Origin of the sequence: Streptomyces sp. NPDC006140 (assembly GCF_040628815.1) — a bacterium.
Taxonomy (GTDB): domain Bacteria; phylum Actinomycetota; class Actinomycetes; order Streptomycetales; family Streptomycetaceae; genus Streptomyces.
The window spans coordinates 261,092-282,102 of sequence record NZ_JBEXTS010000012.1 but is presented as its reverse complement, the minus strand read 5'-3'; the positions used below and the strand labels follow the sequence as shown (position 1 = coordinate 282,102).

At 72.9% G+C, this 21,011-nt stretch carries 14 protein-coding genes and 1 other RNA gene; 9 read left to right on the top strand and 6 right to left on the bottom strand.

The annotated features are described in order from the left end of the window. Positions 1-11: 11 nt before the first annotated feature. The 5 genes from ABZ386_RS29270 to ABZ386_RS29250 form a co-directional block, all read right to left on the bottom strand. Entirely contained in the window at positions 12-2,273 is a 2,262-nt protein-coding gene (locus ABZ386_RS29270) for a bifunctional glycosyltransferase family 2 protein/CDP-glycerol:glycerophosphate glycerophosphotransferase (protein WP_356501122.1), read from the bottom strand. A gap of 142 nt (positions 2,274-2,415) precedes the next feature. Further along, positions 2,416-3,330: a carbohydrate ABC transporter permease gene (locus tag ABZ386_RS29265; protein ID WP_351342096.1), complete on the bottom strand. Its 915-nt coding sequence runs from the start codon at positions 3,328-3,330 to the stop codon at positions 2,416-2,418. Continuing rightward, the gene (locus ABZ386_RS29260; RefSeq protein WP_355725226.1) at positions 3,327-4,610 is read right to left on the bottom strand and encodes a sugar ABC transporter permease; all 1,284 of its coding nucleotides are present in this window, start codon (positions 4,608-4,610) and stop codon (positions 3,327-3,329) included. Before ABZ386_RS29260 ends, ABZ386_RS29265 begins: the two co-directional genes overlap by 4 nt. 67 nt (positions 4,611-4,677) lie before the next feature. Continuing rightward, a complete protein-coding gene (locus tag ABZ386_RS29255) occupies positions 4,678-6,081 on the bottom strand; it encodes an ABC transporter substrate-binding protein (RefSeq protein ID WP_351342094.1) in 1,404 nt (467 codons plus the stop codon). A gap of 179 nt (positions 6,082-6,260) precedes the next feature. Further along, positions 6,261-10,898 carry an FHA domain-containing protein gene (locus ABZ386_RS29250; protein WP_358966620.1) on the bottom strand — a complete coding sequence of 1,546 codons (4,638 nt, stop codon included), beginning with the start codon at positions 10,896-10,898 and terminating at the stop codon, positions 6,261-6,263. Positions 10,899-11,270: 372 nt separating this feature from the next. On the opposite strand from ABZ386_RS29250, the gene ABZ386_RS29245 reads away from it, so the two are divergent. The 4 genes from ABZ386_RS29245 (at position 11,271) to ABZ386_RS29230 (ending at position 16,471) form a co-directional block, all read left to right on the top strand. Further along, a complete protein-coding gene (locus tag ABZ386_RS29245; protein WP_351342092.1) occupies positions 11,271-12,974 on the top strand; it encodes a serine/threonine-protein kinase in 1,704 nt (567 codons plus the stop codon). Positions 12,975-13,096: 122 nt separating this feature from the next. Then, positions 13,097-14,344, top strand: coding sequence for a serine/threonine-protein kinase (locus ABZ386_RS29240; RefSeq protein ID WP_114253182.1), 1,248 nt, complete (start codon positions 13,097-13,099; stop codon positions 14,342-14,344). Between the two features lie 70 nt (positions 14,345-14,414). After that, on the top strand, positions 14,415-15,521 hold the full coding sequence (prfB, locus tag ABZ386_RS29235; protein ID WP_351342089.1) for a peptide chain release factor 2: 1,107 nt from the start codon (positions 14,415-14,417) through the stop codon (positions 15,519-15,521). Positions 15,522-15,823: 302 nt separating this feature from the next. Beyond that, positions 15,824-16,471: an LPXTG cell wall anchor domain-containing protein gene (locus ABZ386_RS29230; protein WP_358966534.1), complete on the top strand. Its 648-nt coding sequence runs from the start codon at positions 15,824-15,826 to the stop codon at positions 16,469-16,471. A 121-nt stretch (positions 16,472-16,592) separates the two neighbouring features. On the opposite strand, the gene ABZ386_RS29225 is transcribed toward ABZ386_RS29230, so the two are convergent. Continuing rightward, positions 16,593-16,784: a hypothetical protein gene (locus tag ABZ386_RS29225; RefSeq protein ID WP_031113103.1), complete on the bottom strand. Its 192-nt coding sequence runs from the start codon at positions 16,782-16,784 to the stop codon at positions 16,593-16,595. A 237-nt stretch (positions 16,785-17,021) separates the two neighbouring features. On the opposite strand from ABZ386_RS29225, the gene ftsE reads away from it, so the two are divergent. The 5 genes from ftsE (at position 17,022) to ssrA (ending at position 20,966) form a co-directional block, all read left to right on the top strand. Beyond that, positions 17,022-17,711, top strand: a complete 690-nt coding sequence (gene ftsE / locus ABZ386_RS29220) for a cell division ATP-binding protein FtsE (protein ID WP_003990615.1) — start codon at positions 17,022-17,024, stop codon at positions 17,709-17,711. 41 nt (positions 17,712-17,752) lie between these two features. Continuing rightward, positions 17,753-18,670 (top strand): permease-like cell division protein FtsX, encoded by a 918-nt coding sequence (gene ftsX, locus ABZ386_RS29215; RefSeq protein WP_358966530.1) that lies wholly within the window; start codon positions 17,753-17,755, stop codon positions 18,668-18,670. 68 nt (positions 18,671-18,738) lie between these two features. After that, a complete protein-coding gene (locus ABZ386_RS29210; protein ID WP_351342083.1) occupies positions 18,739-19,905 on the top strand; it encodes a S41 family peptidase in 1,167 nt (388 codons plus the stop codon). A gap of 46 nt (positions 19,906-19,951) precedes the next feature. Further along, the gene (gene smpB / locus ABZ386_RS29205) at positions 19,952-20,431 is read left to right on the top strand and encodes an SsrA-binding protein SmpB (protein WP_114253174.1); all 480 of its coding nucleotides are present in this window, start codon (positions 19,952-19,954) and stop codon (positions 20,429-20,431) included. Positions 20,432-20,561: 130 nt separating this feature from the next. After that, positions 20,562-20,966, top strand: a transfer-messenger RNA (tmRNA) gene (ssrA, locus tag ABZ386_RS29200). Positions 20,967-21,011 lie beyond the last annotated feature (45 nt).

Here is a 21,011-nt window from a genome sequence, read left to right as displayed (position 1 = left end):
GAGAACCGAGTTCAGAGGCGGTCGGTGACGGCCGCGGAACCGGCCGGCTGCGGCACCGTGGCGAGCGGCTCGCGGACCATCGAGGCCGCCGCCGACGGCACCGGCCGGCGCTCGGCCAGCGGGACGACCGGCGGCAGGTCCGACTCGCCGAGGACGACCCGGCGCACGACCCGCTCGGCGGCCCGGCCGTCGTCGTAGGTGCAGAACCGCTCGCGGAACGCCGCCCGCAGCTGCGCCGACCGGGAGCCGCGCCAGTGGCCGGTGGCGAAGATGTCGATCAGTTCGTCCTCGCCCCGCGCGATCGCGCCGGGCGGGAAGGAACGCAGGTCGAAGTAGGTGCCGCGGGCCGCCTCGTACGCCTCCCAGTCGTCGGCGTGGATCACGATCGGCCGGTCCAGGTTGGCGTAGTCGAACATCAGCGACGAGTAGTCCGTGACCAGGGCGTCCGAGGCCAGGCAGAGCGACTCCACGCTCGGGTGGTCGCTGACGTCGACGACCCGGCCGCAGGTCGTGGTCAGCGGGCCGCCGTAGGCGTGGTGGGCGCGGGCCAGGACGACGAAGCGCGGGCCCAGGCGGCGCACGATCCGCTGCAGGTCGAGGGTGTGGCGCGGGGAGCGGCGGTAGTCGCGGCGGGTCGGCGCGTACAGGATCGCCACCGCGCCCTCGGGGACCCCGAGCGAGGCGCGCAGCCGGGCCACGTCCGCCGGGGTCGCCGTGCGGAACACGTCGTTGCGGGGGTAGCCGTACTCCAGCGTGGTGTAGCGGCCGGGGTGGACGCGCTCGTGGGTCAGGGTCGTGTGGCGGTTCGCGGACAGCACGTAGTCCCACTGCTCGACGCCCTTGAGGAGCCGGGCGAAGTCCCGGCCGCGGGCCGCCGCCGGGCGCTCCTGGAGGTCGAGCCCGAGGTGCCCCAGCGGGGTGCCGTGCCCGGTCTGGATCAGGACCTGGCCCCGGCGCTTGACCAGGCGGTCGTCGAAGTCGGTGTTGCTGACCAGGTACCGGGAGCGGGCGAGCGCCGTCCAGTAGGCGGCCGTGCCGGGGACGAGGCGGCGCGGGCCGGGCGGGATCGTGTGGTGGTGCTCGGGACGGGCGATCCACGCCGTGCGGATGTGCGGGGCGAGGTCGCGGAACGCGGCCTCCAGCGCGCCCGGGTTGCAGCTGTGGCCGCGGCCGTCGTACGCGGTGAAGACGGCACGGTCGGCGCGCAGCGGGAGGCAGCGCTGCACCCGGTAGTGGGCCCGCAGCGCGGCGGACCGCAGCCCCCGCCCGAGCCCGCCGGTGATCCGGGCGGCGGAGCGGTGCGCGGCCGACGCCAGCTTCAGGGCCCGGTAGGTGCGGTGCAGGCCGAAGCGGATCAGCGTGTGGTGTACCCGGGCGCGCAGGGGACCGGGCGTCCCGGGCGTGCGGTAGCGGCGGTAGTGGGCGCGGGCCCGGCGCAGGAAGGCCGCGCGCGAGCCCCGGGGCAGCCGGTCCCGCCGGGAGTACACGATCGCCAGGTGGTGCACCATGCGGCGGAACAACACCGGCCGCCACTGCGCCAGTTCGGGCCGCTCGTCGAGGAACGCGAACACCCGGTCGTACTGCTCGAAGACGTCGAAGTGCCGTTCGCTGGTGGTGCGCAGGATGCTGCCCTGCCGCCGCTGCCGGTAGTGCACGCAGACCCGGTCGAGCGTCGCGATCGACTCCGCGGTCATCAGCACCGGGTACGTCCACGGCGTGTCCTCGTACCAGCCGGGCGGGAAGGCGAACCCCTTCTCCTCGACGAACTCCCGCCGGTACGCCTTGTTCCACGCGACCATCAGCAGCCGCAGCAGCCCCGGCCGGTCCTCCAGGCGGAACGGGGCCGGGCCCTCCTCGGTGAGCTGCAGCGCCGCCTGGTTGCGGACCGCCTCGCCCGTCCAGTAGGTGCGCGCGTAGTCGAAGACCAGGACGTCCGGATCGCCCGTCTCCTTCAGCCGGTCGGCGATGGAGCGCAACGCGTCGGGCGTGAGCGTGTCGTCGCTGTCGAGGAACAGCAGGTAGTCGCCGCTCGCGTGGGCCACGCCGGCGTTGCGGGCGCGGCCCAGGCCGACGTTCTGCGGCAGGTGGACGGGGTGGACGCGCGCGTCGCGGGCGGCGAACTCGTCGATGATCGCGCCGCACGCGTCCGGCGAGCAGTCGTCGACGACGATCAGTTCCAGATCGGGACAGGACTGGGAGAGCACCGATTCGAGGCACTCGTGCAGGTACGCCTGAACCTGGTACGCGGGGACAATGACACTGAACCTGGGCAAGAGGCCATCCATCGGTCGGCGCGGGCGTTCGGCCCGGGAACGGCCGGTGGGCCGGGTTGGTTACGGCGGCTACGGCATCCGGGGGAACGCCGAAGGGGCGGACCGCTCCCGGCCCGCCCCTCCAACTGCATTGTCCTGAGCGCTACTTCACCGCGCCCGCCATCACGCCGGACACGAACTGCCGCTGGAACGCGAAGAAGACGGCCAGCGGGACCACCATCGAGATGAACGCGCCGGGCGCCAGCACGTCGATGTTGTTGCCGAACTGCCGTACCTGCGTCTGGAGTGCGACCGTGATCGGCTGGCTCCCGGAGTCCGAGAAGATCAGCGCCACCAGCATGTCGTTCCACACCCACAGGAACTGGAAGATGCCGAGCGAGGCGATCGCCGGAGCGCCCAGCGGCATCACGACCCGGAAGAACAGGCGCAGTTCGCCCGCCCCGTCCAGCCGCGCGGCCTCCAGCAGCTCCCTCGGGATCTCCGCGAAGAAGTTCCGCAGCAGGAACACCGCGAACGGCAGACCGAAGCCGACGTGGAAGAGGACCACGCCGGTCACCGAGCCGAAGATGCCGATGGTGCCGAAGAGTTCGGCGATCGGGATCAGCGCGACCTGCACGGGCACGACCAACAGGCCGACCACGCCCAGGAACCACCAGTCCCGGCCCGGGAACTCCATCCAGGCGAAGGCGTAGCCCGCCAGCGAGCCGATGATCACCACCAGCAGGGTCGCCGGGACGGTGATCCACACCGTGTTGACCAGGCTGCTGGTGATGTCCTCGTTCTCCAGCAGTTTCGAGTAGCTGTCGAAGGTCATCTGCGACGGTTCGGTGAACACCTTCCACCAGCCGCTCGCCGCGATGTCCTCCGGCGAGCGGAGACTGGCCAGCAGGAGACCGATCGTCGGCACCAGCCAGAACAGACCGACCACGATGAGGAACACCCGCACGAGCCCGCCGCTGACCCCCTCGACCAGCCGGGACCCCAGCGACTGCCTCGCCTTCACCGAGCCGGTGGGCCGCGCCGCCTTGCCGGGCAGACTGCCCGTGTCCGCGGTCATCGCCTGACCTCCCGCCGCAGCCGCCGTACGTTGAACCACATCACCGGGATCACGAGCAGCAGCAGGAACACCGAGATGGCGCTGGCGATGCCCGGCTGGTCCTCGGAGAAGCCCTTGCGGTACAGCTCCAGGGCGAGCACGTTCGCGTCGTCCTGGGCGGAGCCGGGGGCGATGATGAAGACCAGGTCGAAGATCTTCAGCACGTTGATCATCAGGGTGACGGTGACGACCGCGAGGACCGGCGCCAGCAGCGGCACCGTGACCCGTCGGAACACCTGCCACTCACTCGCCCCGTCGACCCGGGCGGCCTCCAGCAGCTCCCGGGGCACGCCCGCGAGTCCGGCCGCGATCAGCACCATCGCGAAGCCCGCCCACATCCAGATGTACGCGCCGATGATGGACGGCGTGACCAGGGACGGGCCGAGCCAGTCCAGGCCGTTGTACGGCTCCTTGAAGTTGCTGTCCGGGAGCCGCAGTTGTGCCCCGTCGGCCGAGGCCGGCAGCGTGAAGGTGCCGTCGCCGCCGGCCGTGGTGGAGGCCACGACCCGGCCGTCCTTCACGGCCTCGATGCGCATCCCGGCGTAGCCCAGTTCGGACGCGTCGACGCTGTTGAGCTTGCCGACGCCCTTGCCGCGCGTGAAGTCCTGCCAGGTCGTGCCGGTGACCTTGTCCGGCTCGGGCTTCGGCGCCGCCGCCGGCTTCGCGCCGTCCGGCATCAGGTCCGGCGCGACGCCCACCATCGGCAGCGAGACCGCCTCGCCGACGCGGACGGGCGACTTCGTGATGAACGCGCCGCCGCCCGCCGCCTCCAGCGGCGACTCCCGGCCCGGGTGGGCCTTCGGGAACGCCGACGCCTGGGCGAACGTGTCGTGCACGCCCACCCACACCGCGTTCGCCACGCCCTTGTCCGGGTCCTGGTCGTACACCAGGCGGAAGATGATGCCCGCCGCCAGCATCGAGATCGCCATCGGCATGAAGACGACCAGCTTGAAGGCCGTGCCCCAGCGCACCCGTTCGGTCAGCACCGCGAAGATCAGGCCGAGGGCCGTGGCGACCGTCGGCGCGAACACCACCCAGAAGATGTTGTTCTTCAGCGCGGTGCGGATGCCCTCGTCGGTGAAGAGGGCCTTGTAGTTGTCGATTCCGGCGAAGCCGTCGCCGGACTGGTCGTAGAAGCTGCGGACCACCGAGTACCCGATCGGGTACACCACGAGCGCGCCGAGCAGGACGAGCGCGGGCAGCAGGAACAGCGCCGCGACCATCCTGCGGGTGCCGGTCACACTCTTGCGCGACTTGGGAGCGGCAGGGGGCTTGACGCCCCCTGCCGCCGTGGCCGACGTCATGCCGTCAGCCTCCGTAGGCCGCGGCCGCTTCGGCCTCCAGCTTCTGCTGCGTACCCGCCACGTCCTTCGGGTTCTTCAGGAAGTCCTGGAGGATCTTCCACTCACCCTTGCCGGGCGTGCCGCCGAAGGCCTGCGGGGCCTGGTCGGACATGTCGAAGCGGAAGTCGTCACCGGCGTCGATGAGCGACTTGGCGATCCGCTGCTGCACCGCGTTGGGGTACGCGGAGTTCGGCACGTTCTTGTTCGGCGACAGGTAGCCGCCGAGCTTCGCCTGGATCTGTGCCGCGTCCGGCGAGGCCAGCCAGGTGGCCAGGGCCTGCGCCCCCTTCGAGTCCTCCAGGATCACGGCCGCGTCACCGGCCGAGACCACCGGACCGCTGTCACCGACCGCCGGGAACGGGAACACCTTCGCGTCCGTGCCCACCTTCATGTTCTGCGGGATGTTGACCTGCGCGAAGTCGCCCGCCGCGACCATGGCCGCCTTGGGCTGGTCCCCGCCGGTGAAGACCTGCGTGACGGAGGCCGGGAAGTCGGTCTGCAACGCCCCGGTCGCGATGTAGTCGGTCTTGCCCCAGACCTGCGCGAGGGTGGTCAGCGCGTCCTTCACGGACGGGTCCGTCCACTTGATCTCGTGCTTGGCCAGCTGGTCGTACTTCTCCGGCCCGGCCTGGGAGAGGTAGACGTTCTCGAACCAGTCGGTCAGCGTCCAGCCCTCGGCGCCGCCGACGGAGAACGGGGTGACGCCGGAGTCGTAGACCGTCTGTGCCGTCTTCAGCAGGTCCGGCCAGGTCTCGGGCTCGCTCGCCCCGGCGTTCTCGAAGACCTGGTTGTTGTACCAGATCAGGGACTTGTTGGCGGCCTTGTAGTAGACGCCGTACTGCTTGCCGCCGACCTTGCCGATGTCCTGCCAGCCCTGCGAGTAGTTCTCGCCGAGCTCCTTGAGGGCGTCGGCGCCGAGCGGCTTGGCCCAGCCGCGGTCCACGGCCTGCTTGATGGCGCCCGGCTGTGGCAGCATCGCGATGTCCGGCGGCTGCCCGCCGGCCACCTTCGAACCGATGAAGTTGATGATCGGGTCCTGGGCGGGGATGAACGTGACCTTGGCGCCCGTGCGCTTCTCGAACTCCGAAAGGACCTTCTTGAAGTTGGCCTGTTCGGCGCCGGTCCACACGGCGGCGATCTCCAGGCTCGTCCCGTCCAGCTTGGGAAGGGTGACGTTGTCGGTGGTCTCCTCGGTGTTGCCCTGGGGTTCACTGTTCCCGTCGTCGGCGCCTCCGCAGGCGGTGAGCGAGAGCGCGAGCGCTCCCGCGGCGACGGCTGCCGCGGCCTTGGCGGCTCTGCGGTGCTTGGGGGTCGCCTTGTCCCGCTCGGGCGACCAGCGTTTCCGGATGGTGCTGCTCGTCATGCGCATGACTGCCCCGTTCTTCGTTCCTCGTCGAACGTCGAGCGCGCTCCCGTGCGATCTGGTCTACGCCCGGGTGTACGGGGGCGGCAAGATGGCGTCGGCTGTCAAGCGGGGGATCGTGACACCCTCGTGACCAGGGGCGCGGCCCTCCCCGTGCCGCCGGGTGCGGTTGGGGCCGTCCCGAGTCACAGAAGGGACGGCACCTTCGCCGCCGCGACCTCCCGCGCCGCCCTTTCCAGCGCGCTGGCCAACAGTGCCAGGTCGGTCGGGCCGTTTCCGAGCTCCCGCACCGGACGCCGGGCCGGAGGGTCACCCATGCGGTGCCATTCCAGCGGTACGACCGTGGGGCGCAGCGTCGCCGTCCGGGGGATCCGGCCGGTGACCCGGCCGCCCTGGAACGGGGTCGCCCGCCCGTCCGCGCCCGTGAGGCTTCCCCGGCCGGGCGCCGGCTCGTCCGGGCCGGGGGCCGGGGTGTCGAGCGTGACGCGCAGGGTGGCCCGGCGCGCCGGTTCCGTCTCCGCCGTGCGGGCGCACGGCCCGGTGGCCGCCACCAGGTGCACGCCGAGCCGCTCGCCGTCCCGGGCCACGGCCTCCAGCGCACGCATCACCGACCCGGCCGCGGGGCGGCCGGTCGAGCCCAGCGCGGGGGAGACCAGCGCGTCCAGGTCGTCGACGACCACGACGAGCCGGGGGAGCGGGGGCGCCGCCGCCTCCGGCTGCCGCCGGGCCCCGCCGGGCCGCAGCCGCATCGTGGAACTGGGCGGGCTGTCGAGGTCGCCGGCCCCGGCCTCGGCCGGCGCCCCGCCCCGGGCCGTGGCCGTGCGCTGGGCGACCATACGGCCCGACAGCTCGCGCCCGGTGTGCCACTCGGCGAAGTCGGACCGCCCCAGCAGCTCGGCGCGCCGCTTCAGCTCGGCGGTCAGGGACTGCGCGAACTCGCGCATCCGCACCGGGTCGTGCGCCGTGAGGTGCGTGGTGACATGCGGTACGTCCGTACAGACCCGCAGTCCCTCGCCGTGCCCGCCGCCCGCGCCCGGGCCGCCCCGGCCGTCGACCAGCACGATGCCCAGGCGGTCCGGCCGCTCGGCGGCGGCCAGCGAGGCGACGACCGCCCGCAGCAGCTCCGTACGGCCGCTGCCCGGCGGGCCCTCGATCAGCAGGTGCGGCCCCTGGGCCGCGAGGTCCGCGCAGACCGGGCCGCGCGGTCCGGCGCCCAGCACCGCGCGCACCCGTCCGCCCAGCGCGTCGGTGTCGTCGGCGGCGTCCGCCCAGCGCGCCATCAGCGAGGCCGGGGTGGCCCGGGCGAGGCCCAGCTCGTCCAGCAGCCGGGCCGCCTGGGGCAGCGGTGCGGAGACGCGCGGCTGGGGCTCGCTCGCCGTGCCGTCCGGGCGCAGCGGCGCCAGCGCCCGCGCGAACCGCTCGGCCCACGCCGGGGAGACGGCGTCGACGGTGGCGATGGTGCCGTGGCCGACGGGGCCGGCCGGTGAGCCGTCGCCGCCGACCCGGGCCACGCGCATCAGCCGCAGGGCCGTCGCCACGTCCCCGCTGAGCAGCGCGACGGCACCGCACTGCCGGAACGCGGGCGCCACCGAGCAGGCCGCCTCGTAGGTCTCCGTCACGGGCGAGGCCGGGGAGGCGGCGGCGGTCTCGGCCAGGCAGACGACGTGGATCCCGGCCCGGGGGCCCTCCAGCGCCAGCCGCGCGACGGCGTCCCGCAGGCCGGCCCCGCCCGGGTCGCCGTCCACGACGAGGACGGTGTAGGGCCCCGGGAACGCGGTGGCCGGGTCCGGGGCGTCGTCCCGGACGGCCCAGGAGGGCCGGTTCGCGCGCGGAGGGACAGGGCTGTCGCCCCCACGGGAGCCGGACGCGGGGGCGCTCGGTGCGGCGCCCGGGGCACCGGCGACCGGGCTGCCGCTCCCCGCGACCGGGCTGCCGCTCCCCGCGACCGGGCGGTCGGGCCGCGCGACCGGGCTGTCGGTCCCCGCGACCAGGCGGTCGGGCCGCGCGACCGGGCTGTCGGTCCCCGAGACCGGGCTGTCGGTCCCCGCTCCCGAATCGGCCAGGTGGTCCTCCAGGCGGCGCAGCAGCTCGTCGGTGCGGGCCGCGGCCTGTTCGCGGTCGTGGGCGAGGAGCAGCCGGCAGTCCTGGCCGTGCCCCGGGCGGACGTGCGGGAGCCAGCCCAGCCAGGACCACTCGGCGGTGCGCTCCTCCAGGGGACGGGAGCGGTCCGCGGCGATCAGGACGATCTCCAGCGTGTCGGGGGAGTGCAGCGCGGCGAGCTGCGCCAGCACGGCACGAGCCAGCCCGGCGAGCCGCGTCCGCGGCCCGGCCAGCCCCAGCGCGCCGACCTCGCGCAGCCCGGTTGTCACCGGCACGGCGGGCAGCAGGCCCGAGCCGTCCGGGGCCGCCCGGTCGGCCGTGCCGAGCCGCACGGCGAGCGCCTCGGGGTGCCCCGGACCGCGCTCCCACAGCCGGGGGCCCGGGCCCAGCGCCGTCAGCAGCAGCGCGGCCGGGTCCGGCCAGGTCTCCGGCACCGCCGGCGTGAGGACCGGGCGCTCGGCGACCACGTCGGCCGGTTCGTCCCCGTACGCCTCGCGCCCGGCCGCCGTCTGCTCACCACGCCCGCCGGCCCATCGCCGGGCCCAGGCCCCGAGCCCGCCGCGCTTACGCGTCCCCGACGGTATGTCGGTACCCCGGAGAGGAGTGCCCTTGCGCCCGCGACCGGCGCGCCCGTCAGGCGCCTCCGCCGACTCACCGACGCCGGCCCGACCGGCTGCCTCCCGAGCGGCAGACCCGGGGGTGCGGTTGTGGTCGCGTCCGGTGGGGTGGTCCGGGTGGCTGGGGTTGTTGGTGCCGGTGGGAGGAGTTGTGTGAGGCGCGGCCTGCCCGTGGGTGTGGTCGTGGTCGCGTCCGGTGGGCTGGTCCGGGCCGGTGGGAAGGCCCCGCGTGTGCGGGGTGGCCTGCCCGTGGGCGCCGTCGTGTCCGCGCCCGGTGCGTTCGTCCGGGTGGATCTGGTTGTCGGTTCCGGTGGGGGAGGGCGCGTGCGGGGTAGCCGACCCGTCCGCGGTTCCAGTGCGGGGGCGCCCGGTGTCGTACGTCGTCTCGTTACGCGCACCACCGCCGTCCGGGGACGTATGGCCGGACGCCCCGGCCCCGGAACGTCCCACGTGCGTGTCACCATCACCGCTGCCCGGCCGCGCCGCACCTCGCTGCTGGGGGGCCCGGAGCCAGCGCTCCGGCGAACCCGGGCGCGCTCCCTGCGGCCCGGGCGAGGGGTGCGCAGCGCCGGCCGTCCCCGCCGGCGGCCCATCCCCGGCATCCCTGGCATCCCCGGACGTCCGCGAACGCGCCTCACCGCCGACGCCCTGAGGGGGCACCACGCCCCGGCCGCGCCCTGCGGAGGCTTCGCCTCCGATGCCCTGGGAGGGCACCCCGCCCGGGCCGCCTCCCGCAGGGACATCGCCCCCTGCGCCCCGGCGCGGCACCGCGCTCCAGTCGCTCCCCGGGGTGACACCGCTGCCGCTGCCGCCCGGGCGGCCCGCGCTGTCGTTGCCCTGCGAACGGCCCCGGCTGCCGCTGCCCCCTGGGTGGACACCGCTGCCGCCGCCCCCCGAGCGCACCTCATCGCCGCTACTCCCCGGGTGGGCCCCGCCGCCCATCGAGTGGACCCCGCCATTGCCCGCAGGACGGGCCCCGCTGCCCTGGCTGGGCGCCTGCGGCCCTGCGGAACCAGCGCTCGCCGGACCGCCCTCGATCCGCGGCGCACCGCCCTGCCCCGGCACGACGGCCTGCCCCGACGCCCCGCCCCGCCCCGGCACCGCGGCCTCACCGGAACCCCGGCCCGTGGCACCCGGCGTACCCCAGGCCGCCGAGCCATGGGCGTGATGCGTGGGGCCGGACGGCCCGGGGCCCGCGACACCGGACGGCCCGGGGCCTGCGACACCGGACGGCCCGGAGCCCGCCACACCGGACGTCCCAGCCGACGCAGGGCCCGGGACGCCGGATGTCCCGGCCGAAGCAGGGCCCGCCACACCAGACGGCCCGGCCGACGCAGAGCCCGCCACACCGGACGTCCCAGCCGACGCACGACCCGTCACACCAGACGTCCCAGCCGCCGCAGAGCCCGCCCCGCGCGCGTACGAGGGCGGCGCGCTGTCCGCAGGCCCCGGCACGCGCACGTGCCCCTCCCCGTCCGGAGTCGTCTCCACCCGGCCGCCCCACGGCCCCCCGGCGGGAGCCAGCCGCAGGGCCGACTCGCCGATCCGCAGCAGCGCCCCCGGCGCGAACCGCACCGCACGGCTGCCCACGCGCGTGCCGTCCAGCGTCGTGCCGTTCGTCGAGTCCAGGTCGGCTACCGAGACGCGGCCGTCCGCGCCGACCGTCACCGCGCAGTGCAGCCGGGACACGTCCGGGTCGTCGAGGGGCACGTCCGCGTCGGCGGAGCGGCCGATGCGGATCTCGCCGCCGTGCAGGAGGTGGACGCCGCCCGCGTCGGGCCCGGCGACCACCTGGAGCTGGGCCGGGGCGTCGTCCCACTCGGGATGCGGCTCCGGCTCCCCGGGCGCGCCCACGGACAGCACGGCACCGTCGGTCAGCGGGGGCTCGCCGAGCGTGCAGCGCTGCGCGTCGAGCCGCTGCTCCCCGGCGTACAGCACGGGCGTGCCCGAGCCGTCACCGCCGGACACCACCTGGGCGAGCGCCGAGGCCACCGCCGCGAGCGCCGTACCGGCCGGCGCCGTGACCAGGACGTCGCTGCGCGGGGCGCGGTCCCGCCCCGGCGCCGACGGGCCCAGTGGGTCTACGACGGTCAGCCGGATCTGCATCGCCGTCAGCGGTCCCTTCTGCCCGGGCGCGGAGTCCCCCACCCCGCCCCAGCACGTCGGCCAGTACTGCACGCATCCTCGCACCTGCCACTGACACCGCGCCCCTCGCTCCGGAACAAGTGATCTTGATTGGTCGGCTCTGCCCGCAAAAGTGCCTGAGAGATGACCCACAGGCGACCGGTTGAGATCAGTCACGTTCGTTACCGGCAACCACAAGACCGAGGTGAGCGTCTTTCCTTCGAACGGGTGTGGGAACCGATACGTAAGACCACAGGAGACCCACAGAAAGACGACACTCCGGTCCCCGGCCGCCCGGCACTACAGTGGATCGGACAGGCCAGCAGGCAAGGCAAGCACCAGGGAGCGCATGACGTGCGGCCGGTAGGCAGCAAGTACCTGCTCGAGGAGCCGCTCGGACGCGGCGCCACGGGCACCGTCTGGCGAGCCCGCCAGCGCGAGACCGCGGGCGCCGAGGCGGCCGTGCCGGGCCAGCCCGGCGAGACCGTCGCGATCAAGGTCCTCAAGGAGGAGCTGGCGAGCGACCCGGACATCGTCATGCGGTTCCTCCGGGAGCGCTCCGTCCTGCTCCGGCTGACCCACCCGAACATCGTCCGGGTCCGCGACCTGGTCGTGGAGGGCGAGCTGCTGGCGCTGGTCATGGACCTCGTCGAGGGCCCCGACCTGCACCGCTACCTGCGCGAGAACGGGCCCTTCACGCCCGTCGCCGCGGCGCTGCTCACCGCCCAGATCGCCGACGCCCTCGCCGCCAGCCACGCCGACGGCGTCGTCCACCGCGACCTCAAGCCGGCCAACGTGCTGCTCCAGCAGTACGACGGGCAGATGCACCCGCTGCTGACCGACTTCGGCATCGCCCGCCTCGCCGACTCCCCGGGCCTGACCCGCACCCAGGAGTTCGTCGGCACGCCCGCGTACGTCGCCCCGGAGTCCGCCGAGGGCCGCCCGCAGACCTCCGCGGTCGACATCTACGGCGCCGGCATCCTGCTGTACGAGCTGGTCACCGGCCGCCCGCCGTTCGCCGGCGGCTCCGCCCTGGAGGTGCTGCACCAGCACCTGAGCGCCGAGCCGCGCCGCCCCTCCACCGTTCCCGACCCGCTGTGGACGGTCATCGAGCGCTGCCTGCGCAAGAACCCGGACGAGCGGCCCAGCGCCGAGAACCTCGCCCGGGGCCTGCGCGTCGTCGCCGAGGGCATCGGCGTGCACGCGAACTCCGCGCAGATCGCCGCCGCCGAGGGCGTCGGCGCGCTCCTGGTGCCCGACCCGGCCCCCGCGCCGGTGCCGGACACGCCCGGCGCGGCCGACCCGACCCAGGTCCTGCCGCAGGGCGCGGGCTCCTACGACCCGAACGCCGCGACCAGCGTCATGCCGCACACCGGCGGCCCGGCCGGCGCCGCCGACCCCACCGCCGTGCTCCCCAACCGGGGCGCGGCCGACCCGACCGCCGTCATGCCGCCGGTCCCGCCGGGCACGCCCGGTCACCCCGGCCAGCAGGGCCAGGGCGGTCCCGATGACCCGCACCCCTGGCAGAACCAGCTGCGGGCCGCCCGCGACCGCAACGAGCAGACGCAGGTCCAGTACCTCGACCCGGGCCAGGACCCGCTGCGCCGCCGCCCCCAGCGCCAGGTCGCCCGGCCGCAGCAGCAGCCCCCGCGCCGCCAGGCGCCCCCGCCCGGCCCCGGCTACGGCCACCCGCAACCGCAGCAGCCCCAGCAGTACGCCCCCCAGCCGCCGCAGCCCCAGCGGCCCCAGCCGCCGCAGCGCTACGCCCCGCCGGCGCCCCCGGCCCAGCCCCAGCAGCCGCAGCGGCCCCAGCGCGAGCCCCGGCAGCCGAGGCAGCGCAGCGCCAACCCGATGCGCATCCCCGGCCTCGGGTGCCTGAAGGGCTGCCTGTTCACGATCGTCATCCTGTTCGTCGCCGGCTGGCTGATCTGGGAGCTGAGCCCGCTCCAGGAGTGGATCGGCACCACCAAGGGCTACTGGGACCAGCTCACCGACTGGTTCTCCACGGTGACCGGCTGGTTCGAGAAGCTCGGCGGGAGCGGTTCGGGCACGAACTGACCCGAACCGCCCTGCGGGGTTGGTGATTTGTCGACACCTGGCGGGTGATTTCCGCCCGGGCGGTGAAGGTTGGCTCCTCGGCCGCGTAGTTTTAGCGACAACACGCGTCGGTAGGAGCAGCCTTGGCACGGAAGATCGGCAGCCGGTACACCGCCCACCAGGTCCTGGGGCGGGGCAGCGCCGGCACGGTGTGGCTGGGTGAGGGCCCCGAAGGCCCCGTCGCCATCAAGCTGCTGCGCGAGGACCTCGCGTCCGACCAGGAACTCGTCGGGCGCTTCGTCCAGGAGCGCACGGCCCTGCTCGGTCTGGAGCATCCGCACGTGGTGTCCGTGCGCGACCTGGTCGTCGACGGCAACGACCTGGCCCTCGTCATGGACCTCGTCCGCGGCACGGACCTGCGCACCCGCCTGGACCGGGACCGGCGCCTCGCCCCCGAGGCGGCCGTGGCGATCGCGGCCGACATCGCCGACGGGCTGGCGGCCGCGCACGCCGCCGGTGTCGTGCACCGGGACGTCAAGCCTGAGAACGTCCTGCTGGACATGCAGGGCCCGCTCGGCCCCGGCGGCTCCCACCGCGCGCTGCTCACCGACTTCGGCGTCGCGAAGCTCATCGACACCCCGCGCCGCACCAAGGCCACGAAGATCATCGGCACGCCGGACTACCTCGCCCCGGAGATCGTCGAGGGCCTGCCCCCGCGCGCCTCCGTCGACATCTACGCGCTCGCCACGGTCCTCTACGAGCTGCTCGCGGGCTTCACGCCGTTCGGCGGCGGCCACCCGGGCGCGGTCCTGCGCCGGCACGTCACGGAGACGGTCGTCCCGCTGCCCGGCATCCCCGACGAGCTGTGGCAACTGCTCGTGCAGTGCCTCGCCAAGGCCCCGGCCTCCCGGCTGCGGGCCTCCGAGCTAGGGGCGCGCCTGCGGGAGCTGCTGCCGATGCTGGCGGGCATGCCGCCGCTGGAGGTCGACGAGCCGGACACCGAGCAGGCCGAGGAGGCCGACCGGGAGGAGCAGCCGGCCGGACCGGCACCGGCCGGCAAGCAGGTCCGGCGGCGGGGCGCGGTCCCCCTGGTGCCGGGCGCGAAGCCGGCCGACTCCAACCGGGACACCCACACCTCGATGCGCGTCCCGGCCCCCGACGAGCTGGCCGGCGGCGCCCACGGCACGGCCCGGGCCCCTCGCGCGGCGGGCGCCCCCCGCCCCGGCTCGGCCCGCAACCGCGCCGCGACCCGGCGCCGCCGGGTGGCCCTGGGCGCCGGCGCGGTCGCCCTGGCCGCGGCGGTCGGCGTCGGGGCCTGGCTCTCCTCGTCGGACGACGGCGGGGGGACGCCTCCCCAGGACACGAAGAACTCGGCGCCCCAGTCCCCCTGACCCCGGGCGGCGCCTGCCCGCACCGGCCGCCCGGCGCTGCCCGCCGGGCGGAGCCGTTACGCTGGAGGGCGTGGCAGTCGTCGACGTATCCGAAGAGCTCAAGTCCCTCTCCTCGACCATGGAGTCGATCGAGGCCGTTCTGGACCTCGACAAGATGAGGGCAGACATCGCCGTGCTCGAGGAGCAGGCGGCCGCGCCGTCCCTCTGGGACAACCCCGATGAGGCGCAGAAGATCACCAGCAAGCTGTCCCACCTCCAGGCCGAGGTGCGGAAGGCCGAGGCCCTGCGCGGTCGTATCGACGACCTCGGCGTCCTCTTCGAGATGGCCGAGGAGGAGGACGACCCGGACACCCGCGCCGAGGCCGAGTCCGAGCTCACCGCCGTGAAGAAGGCGCTCGACGAGATGGAGGTCCGCACCCTCCTGTCCGGCGAGTACGACTCCCGTGAGGCCCTGGTGAACATCCGCGCCGAGGCCGGTGGCGTCGACGCCGCCGACTTCGCCGAGAAGCTCCAGCGCATGTACCTGCGGTGGGCGGAGCAGCGCGGCTACAAGACCGAGATCTACGAGACGTCGTACGCGGAAGAGGCCGGCATCAAGTCGACCACCTTCGCCGTCCAGGCGCCCTACGCGTACGGCACGCTCTCCGTCGAGCAGGGCACGCACCGCCTCGTGCGCATCTCGCCCTTCGACAACCAGGGCCGGCGGCAGACGTCGTTCGCCGGCGTCGAGGTCCTGCCCGTGGTCGAGCAGTCCGACCACGTCGACATCGACGAGAGCGAGCTGCGGATCGACGTGTACCGCTCCTCGGGCCCCGGCGGCCAGGGCGTGAACACCACGGACTCCGCGGTGCGCATCACCCACCTCCCCACCGGCATCGTCGTCTCCTGCCAGAACGAGCGCTCGCAGATCCAGAACAAGGCCACGGCGATGAACGTCCTCCAGGCCAAGCTGCTGGAGCGGCGCCGCCAGGAGGAGCAGGCCAAGATGGACGCCCTCAAGGGCGACGGCGGCAACTCCTGGGGCAACCAGATGCGTTCCTACGTGCTGCACCCGTACCAGATGGTCAAGGACCTGCGCACCGAATTCGAGGTCGGCAACCCCGAGGCCGTGTTCAACGGCGAGATCCAGGGGTTCCTCGAAGCCGGAATTCGCTGGCGCAAGCAGCAGGAGAAGTAAGTTTGTCGACAAGGCAACTGCCGACGTCAGAGCGGCAGTTGCCTTTTCTGTGCCCGCTTCTGTGCCGGCATGTCTGGGTTTTACATCACACTCACAGGCTCAGAGTCCCGGCATAGCCCCCGTAGTTGGACATGGTGCACGCAAACGCCCTTGACGTGTCTTTGAAAAATGGGAAGGGTAAAGCGCGGCATGCGTGTCTCTGGGGCGCATGTGAACCGGGGGGCTTTTCACCGCAGCTGTCCCCGTCGAGCACAGCCCCGAGCGCTGCCTAATGACGATGAGCTACTGGGGGTAGCAACCACATGACGAAGAAGACGCGGATCCGTGTCGCGCGGATAGCGGCCGGCGCCGTGATCGCCGCCGGTGCCTCGCTGACCGCCGCCGGCGCCGCATCCGCCGCGGAGACCGACGACTGCCTGCTCGGCATCCTGTGCGCCGACGAGTCGCCCGTCCCGACTCCGCCCACCACTCCGCCGGTTCCGACCGAGCTTCCGACGGACCCGCCGACCGGCCTCCCGACCGACCCGCCGGTGACCGACCAGCCCACCGACCCCACGGACGAGCCCACCGAGCCGACCGAGGACCCGACGAGCCAGCCCACCAACCCGGGCAACGGCAACGGCGGCGGCACCGGCGGCGACAACGGCAACGGTGGCGGCAACGGCAACGGCAACGGCAACGCCAACGGCGGCAACAACGGCGGCGGCAACAACGCCGACCCCGACGGCGGGACCTCCCCGCAGCAGGAGGGCTCCTCGTCCCTCACCGACATCGGCTCGGACAACACCCCGGCCCCGCAGCAGGCCCAGGCCGGCGGCCCGGAGCTCGCCGAGACGGGTGCCGCGCAGACCACCTTCCTGGTGCTCGGCGCCGCCACGATGATCGCCGGCGGTGTCGGCTTCCGCGTCCTGCCGCGCCTCATGGGCGGCCGGGGCGGCGCCGCCGCCTGACGGTAGGCACGCCCCTACGGACCGTAGGCGCAGTACGAGGTCGAGGGCCCGGAGTGCAACGCTCCGGGCCCTCGGCCGTGTCTTCGGGGGCGCGTACGCCCTTGCGTGCTCCGGTGCGCCCTCAGGCGGTCTGGTGCGCCAGCAGGGCCACCGCCGCGATCAGCACCGTCAGCAGGGCGATCAGCGCCATCGGGTTCAGATTCGCGAGGAAGTTCTCCTGCTGCAGCCGCTCGCGGTTCGCGCGGCACACGGGGCAGCGGCCCTCGCTCACGGGGGCCGCGCAGTTCGCGCACACCAGCCGGTCGTACGTCATGCGCTTGCCCTCCTTGCGCCGGTTCCACGTACCCAACGTTCGTGGGGACGGGAATGTTCCCCTCTCCACTGTGCCAGGTTCCTCCGGAGGCCGCGCGGTTCAGTGCCACAGGAGTGGTGGCGCGGGGGTCGGTACAAAACGGCACATCCATGGCGCAACCACGGTCGGTGACTGCGGTGCCCTACCCGGTTCGCGTATGGTCACGCTCATCTACCCCCGGCGACCCGTGGTGCATCCGTGATCCGATTCGACAATGTCTCCAAGGTCTACCCCAAGCAGACCCGCCCCGCCCTCAGGGATGTCTCCCTGGAGGTCGAGAAGGGCGAGTTCGTCTTCCTCGTGGGGTCCTCCGGCTCCGGAAAGTCCACCTTCCTGCGGCTGATCCTCCGCGAGGAGCGGTGCAGCCACGGACAGGTGCACGTGCTGGGCAAGGACCTCGCCCGCCTCTCCAACTGGAAGGTGCCGCAGATGCGGCGCCAGCTGGGGACGGTCTTCCAGGACTTCCGCCTGCTGCCGAACAAGACGGTCGGCGAGAACGTCGCCTTCGCGCAGGAGGTCATCGGCAAGTCGCGCGGCGAGATCCGCAAGTCCGTGCCGCAGGTGCTCGACCTCGTCGGGCTCGGCGGCAAGGAGGACCGGATGCCCGGCGAGCTGTCCGGTGGTGAGCAGCAGCGCGTCGCCATCGCGCGGGCCTTCGTCAACCGGCCGAAGCTGCTCATCGCCGACGAGCCCACCGGCAACCTCGACCCGCAGACCTCCGTCGGCATCATGAAGCTGCTCGACCGCATCAACCGGACGGGCACGACCGTGGTGATGGCCACGCACGACCAGAACATCGTGGACCAGATGCGCAAGCGCGTCATCGAGCTGGAGAAGGGCCGCCTCGTCCGCGACCAGGCCCGCGGTGTCTACGGCTACCAGCACTGAGACCGCTTCCCGAGATCCACGGAAAGGCATAACCAGCCGCCATGCGCGCCCAGTTCGTCCTGTCGGAGATCGGCGTCGGTCTCCGCCGCAACCTGACGATGACCTTCGCCGTCATCGTCTCCGTCGCCCTGTCGCTCGCCCTGTTCGGCGGGTCGCTCCTGATGAGCGACCAGGTCAACACCATGAAGGGCTACTGGTACGACAAGGTCAACGTCTCGATCTTCCTCTGCAACAAGTCCGACGCCGAGTCCGACCCCAACTGTGCCAAGGGCGCGGTCACGGACGACCAGAAGAAGCAGATCAAGGCCGACCTCGAGAAGATGAACGTCGTCCAGACGGTCACGTACGAGTCGCAGGACCAGGCGTACAAGCACTACAAGGAGCAGTTCGGCGACTCCCCGCTGGCCAGCTCCCTCACGCCGGACCAGATGCAGGAGTCGTACCGCATCAAGCTGAAGGACCCGCAGAAGTACCAGGTCATCGCGACCGCCTTCGACGGGCGGGACGGCGTGCAGTCCGTGCAGGACCAAAAGGGCATTCTGGATAATCTGTTCGGGCTTCTCAACGGCATGAACTGGGCCGCGCGCGCGGTGATGGCGCTCATGCTCGTCGTCGCGCTGATGCTGATCGTCAACACCGTGCGCGTCTCGGCGTTCAGCCGGCGGCGCGAGACCGGCATCATGCGCCTGGTCGGCGCCTCGGGCTTCTACATCCAGGCGCCGTTCATCATGGAGGCCGCGGTCGCCGGACTCACCGGCGGCACACTCGCGTGCGCCTTCCTGCTGATCGCCCGGTACTTCATCATCGACCACGGCCTGGCGCTGTCCGAGAAGCTGAACCTGATCAACTTCATCGGCTGGGACGCCGTCCTGACGAAGCTGCCGCTCATCCTCGCCACGAGCCTGCTGATGCCCGCGTTGGCCGCGTTCTTCGCGCTGCGCAAGTACTTGAAGGTGTGACGCATACCAAGAAGGGCCGTGCGGTCAACCGACCGTACGGCCCTTCCCCTTGTCCTAGACTCACCGGCATGTCAGGTCGTGACCCGTTTCGTCAGCCCCGCCGCATCCGCCGCGGAGCCGCCCTGACCTTGCTGTTCACGAGCGTGCTCGTCGCCGGCGCGGCCACCGGCGCGTTGCCGCAGGCCGACCGGAAGTCCCCGCCGGACGAGGCCGGTTCGGCCGCCTCGGCCGGGCATCACGCGGCGGTCACCAGGGCGGCCGAAGAGGCCCTGGCCGACGGCAAGTCCCCGATGGAGGCCGCGAAGCGCGCCGTCAGCCGCAGCGGGGACCGCTGGAGCGCCGTCTACTCCGAGGGCGAGTACGAGGAGTTCGAGGACGCCCTCGACGGCCAGTACACCGGCGTCGGCCTGTGGGCCCGCAGCGAGCGGAACGGCCGTATCGCGGTGACGAAGGTGCGCGCCGGGTCGCCCGCGGCCGCCGCCGGGATCCGCCCCGGCGACCTGCTGCGCAGCGTCGACGGCCGGCCGGCCGACGGGCGGCCCGTCACGGAGGTCGTCTCCTTACTCCGCGGGGACGCCATCGACGCCCCCGCCGGCACCACCGTCCGCCTCGGCCTGGAGCGCGGCACGCGCGCGTGGACCGAGACCCTGCGCCGCACCCAGCTGTCCACCGACTCGGTCACCGTCCGGCAGGTCGCCGGCCCGGTCACCGTCATCCGGGTCGCCACCTTCACCAAGGGCTCCGGCGACCAGGTCCGTAAGGCCCTCCGGCAGGCCCCGCCCGGTGGCGTCGTCCTCGACCTGCGCGGCAACTCCGGCGGCCTGGTCACCGAGGCCGTCACCGCCGCCTCCGCCTTCCTCGACGGCGGCCTCGTCGCCACGTACGGCGTCGACGGCGAGCAGCGCGTGCTGCACGCCGAGCCCGGCGGCGACACGACGAGACCCCTGGTCGTGCTCGTCGACGGCGGGACGATGAGCGCGGCCGAACTCCTCACCGGCGCCCTGCAGGACCGCGGACGCGCGCTGGTCGTGGGCTCCCGCACCTTCGGCAAGGGCTCGGTCCAGATGCCGAGCCGGCTGCCCGACGGCTCCGTCGCGGAGCTGACCGTCGGGCACTACCGCACCCCCTCGGGCCGCGGGGTCGACGGCCGGGGCATCACGCCCGACCTGGAGGCCGACGAAGGGGCCCTGCAGCGGGCGGAGAGCGTACTGCGCGGCCTGGCGACCCCCTCGTAATCGACTTCCCGCGACCCCCCTCCGTAGTGCGAAAATGGTCGGCACTATGGCTAAGGAAAAAGGGCGCAAGCTGATCGCGCAGAACAAGAAGGCGCGGCACGACTACCACATCATCGACACCTACGAGGCCGGTCTGGTCCTCACCGGGACCGAGGTGAAGTCGCTGCGCCAGGGACGGGCGTCGCTGGTCGACGGCTTCGTGCAGATGGACGGGCACGAGGCGTGGCTGCACAACGTGCACGTGCCGGAGTACAGCCAGGGCACGTGGACCAACCACAGCGCCCGCCGCAAGCGGAAGCTGCTGCTGCACCGCGCCGAGATCGACAAGCTGGAGTCGAAGTCGGGCGAGACGGGTCACACCATCGTGCCGCTCGCGCTGTACTTCAAGGACGGCCGGGCCAAGGTCGAGATCGCGCTGGCGAAGGGCAAGAAGGAGTACGACAAGCGGCAGACGCTCCGCGAGAAGCAGGACCGCCGCGAGGCGGAGCGGGTGATCTCGGCGGTGCGCCGGAAGGAACGGGCCTAGGAACCCGTCCCGTCCGGTCCGGTCCGTCGCCGGGAATACGCTGGCATCGTCCGGCGTTGGTCACGTACGATGGCACCTGCACCTCACAGCGGGTGCGGGCCCCTCGCGGGGCGGTTTGAAAAAACAACATGGGGATGATCGGTTTCGACAGCGGCTGTCGAAGCAGGGGAAGCGTGTCGAGGAAGCGGCCATGATCTCGTAAACCACAGGCCGAGAAAAATAATCGCCAATTCCAAGCGATCCATCTCCCAGGGCGAGCTCGCCCTCGCTGCCTGATCTTCAGGTAGCGAGCAGCGGCTCCCCTACTTAAAGGGAGTGTCAGCCCGGGGGTGTTCCCGACCCGGATCCTGGCATCATCTAGGGAACTAAACCTCGATCCCGGTCACGGGGTGAAGAGGGAAACCAAACAGTGACTGGGCCCGTCGGAGACTTGTCGGCGTGATCTCCGGGGCCGAGAAAAGCACAGCCGACTGCACACGGAGAAGCCCTGGTTCCGCACCGTTGGACGCGGGTTCGATTCCCGCCATCTCCACTCATCCCATGTGGGCAAAGGCCCCGCCGCTTTCCAGCGGCGGGGCCT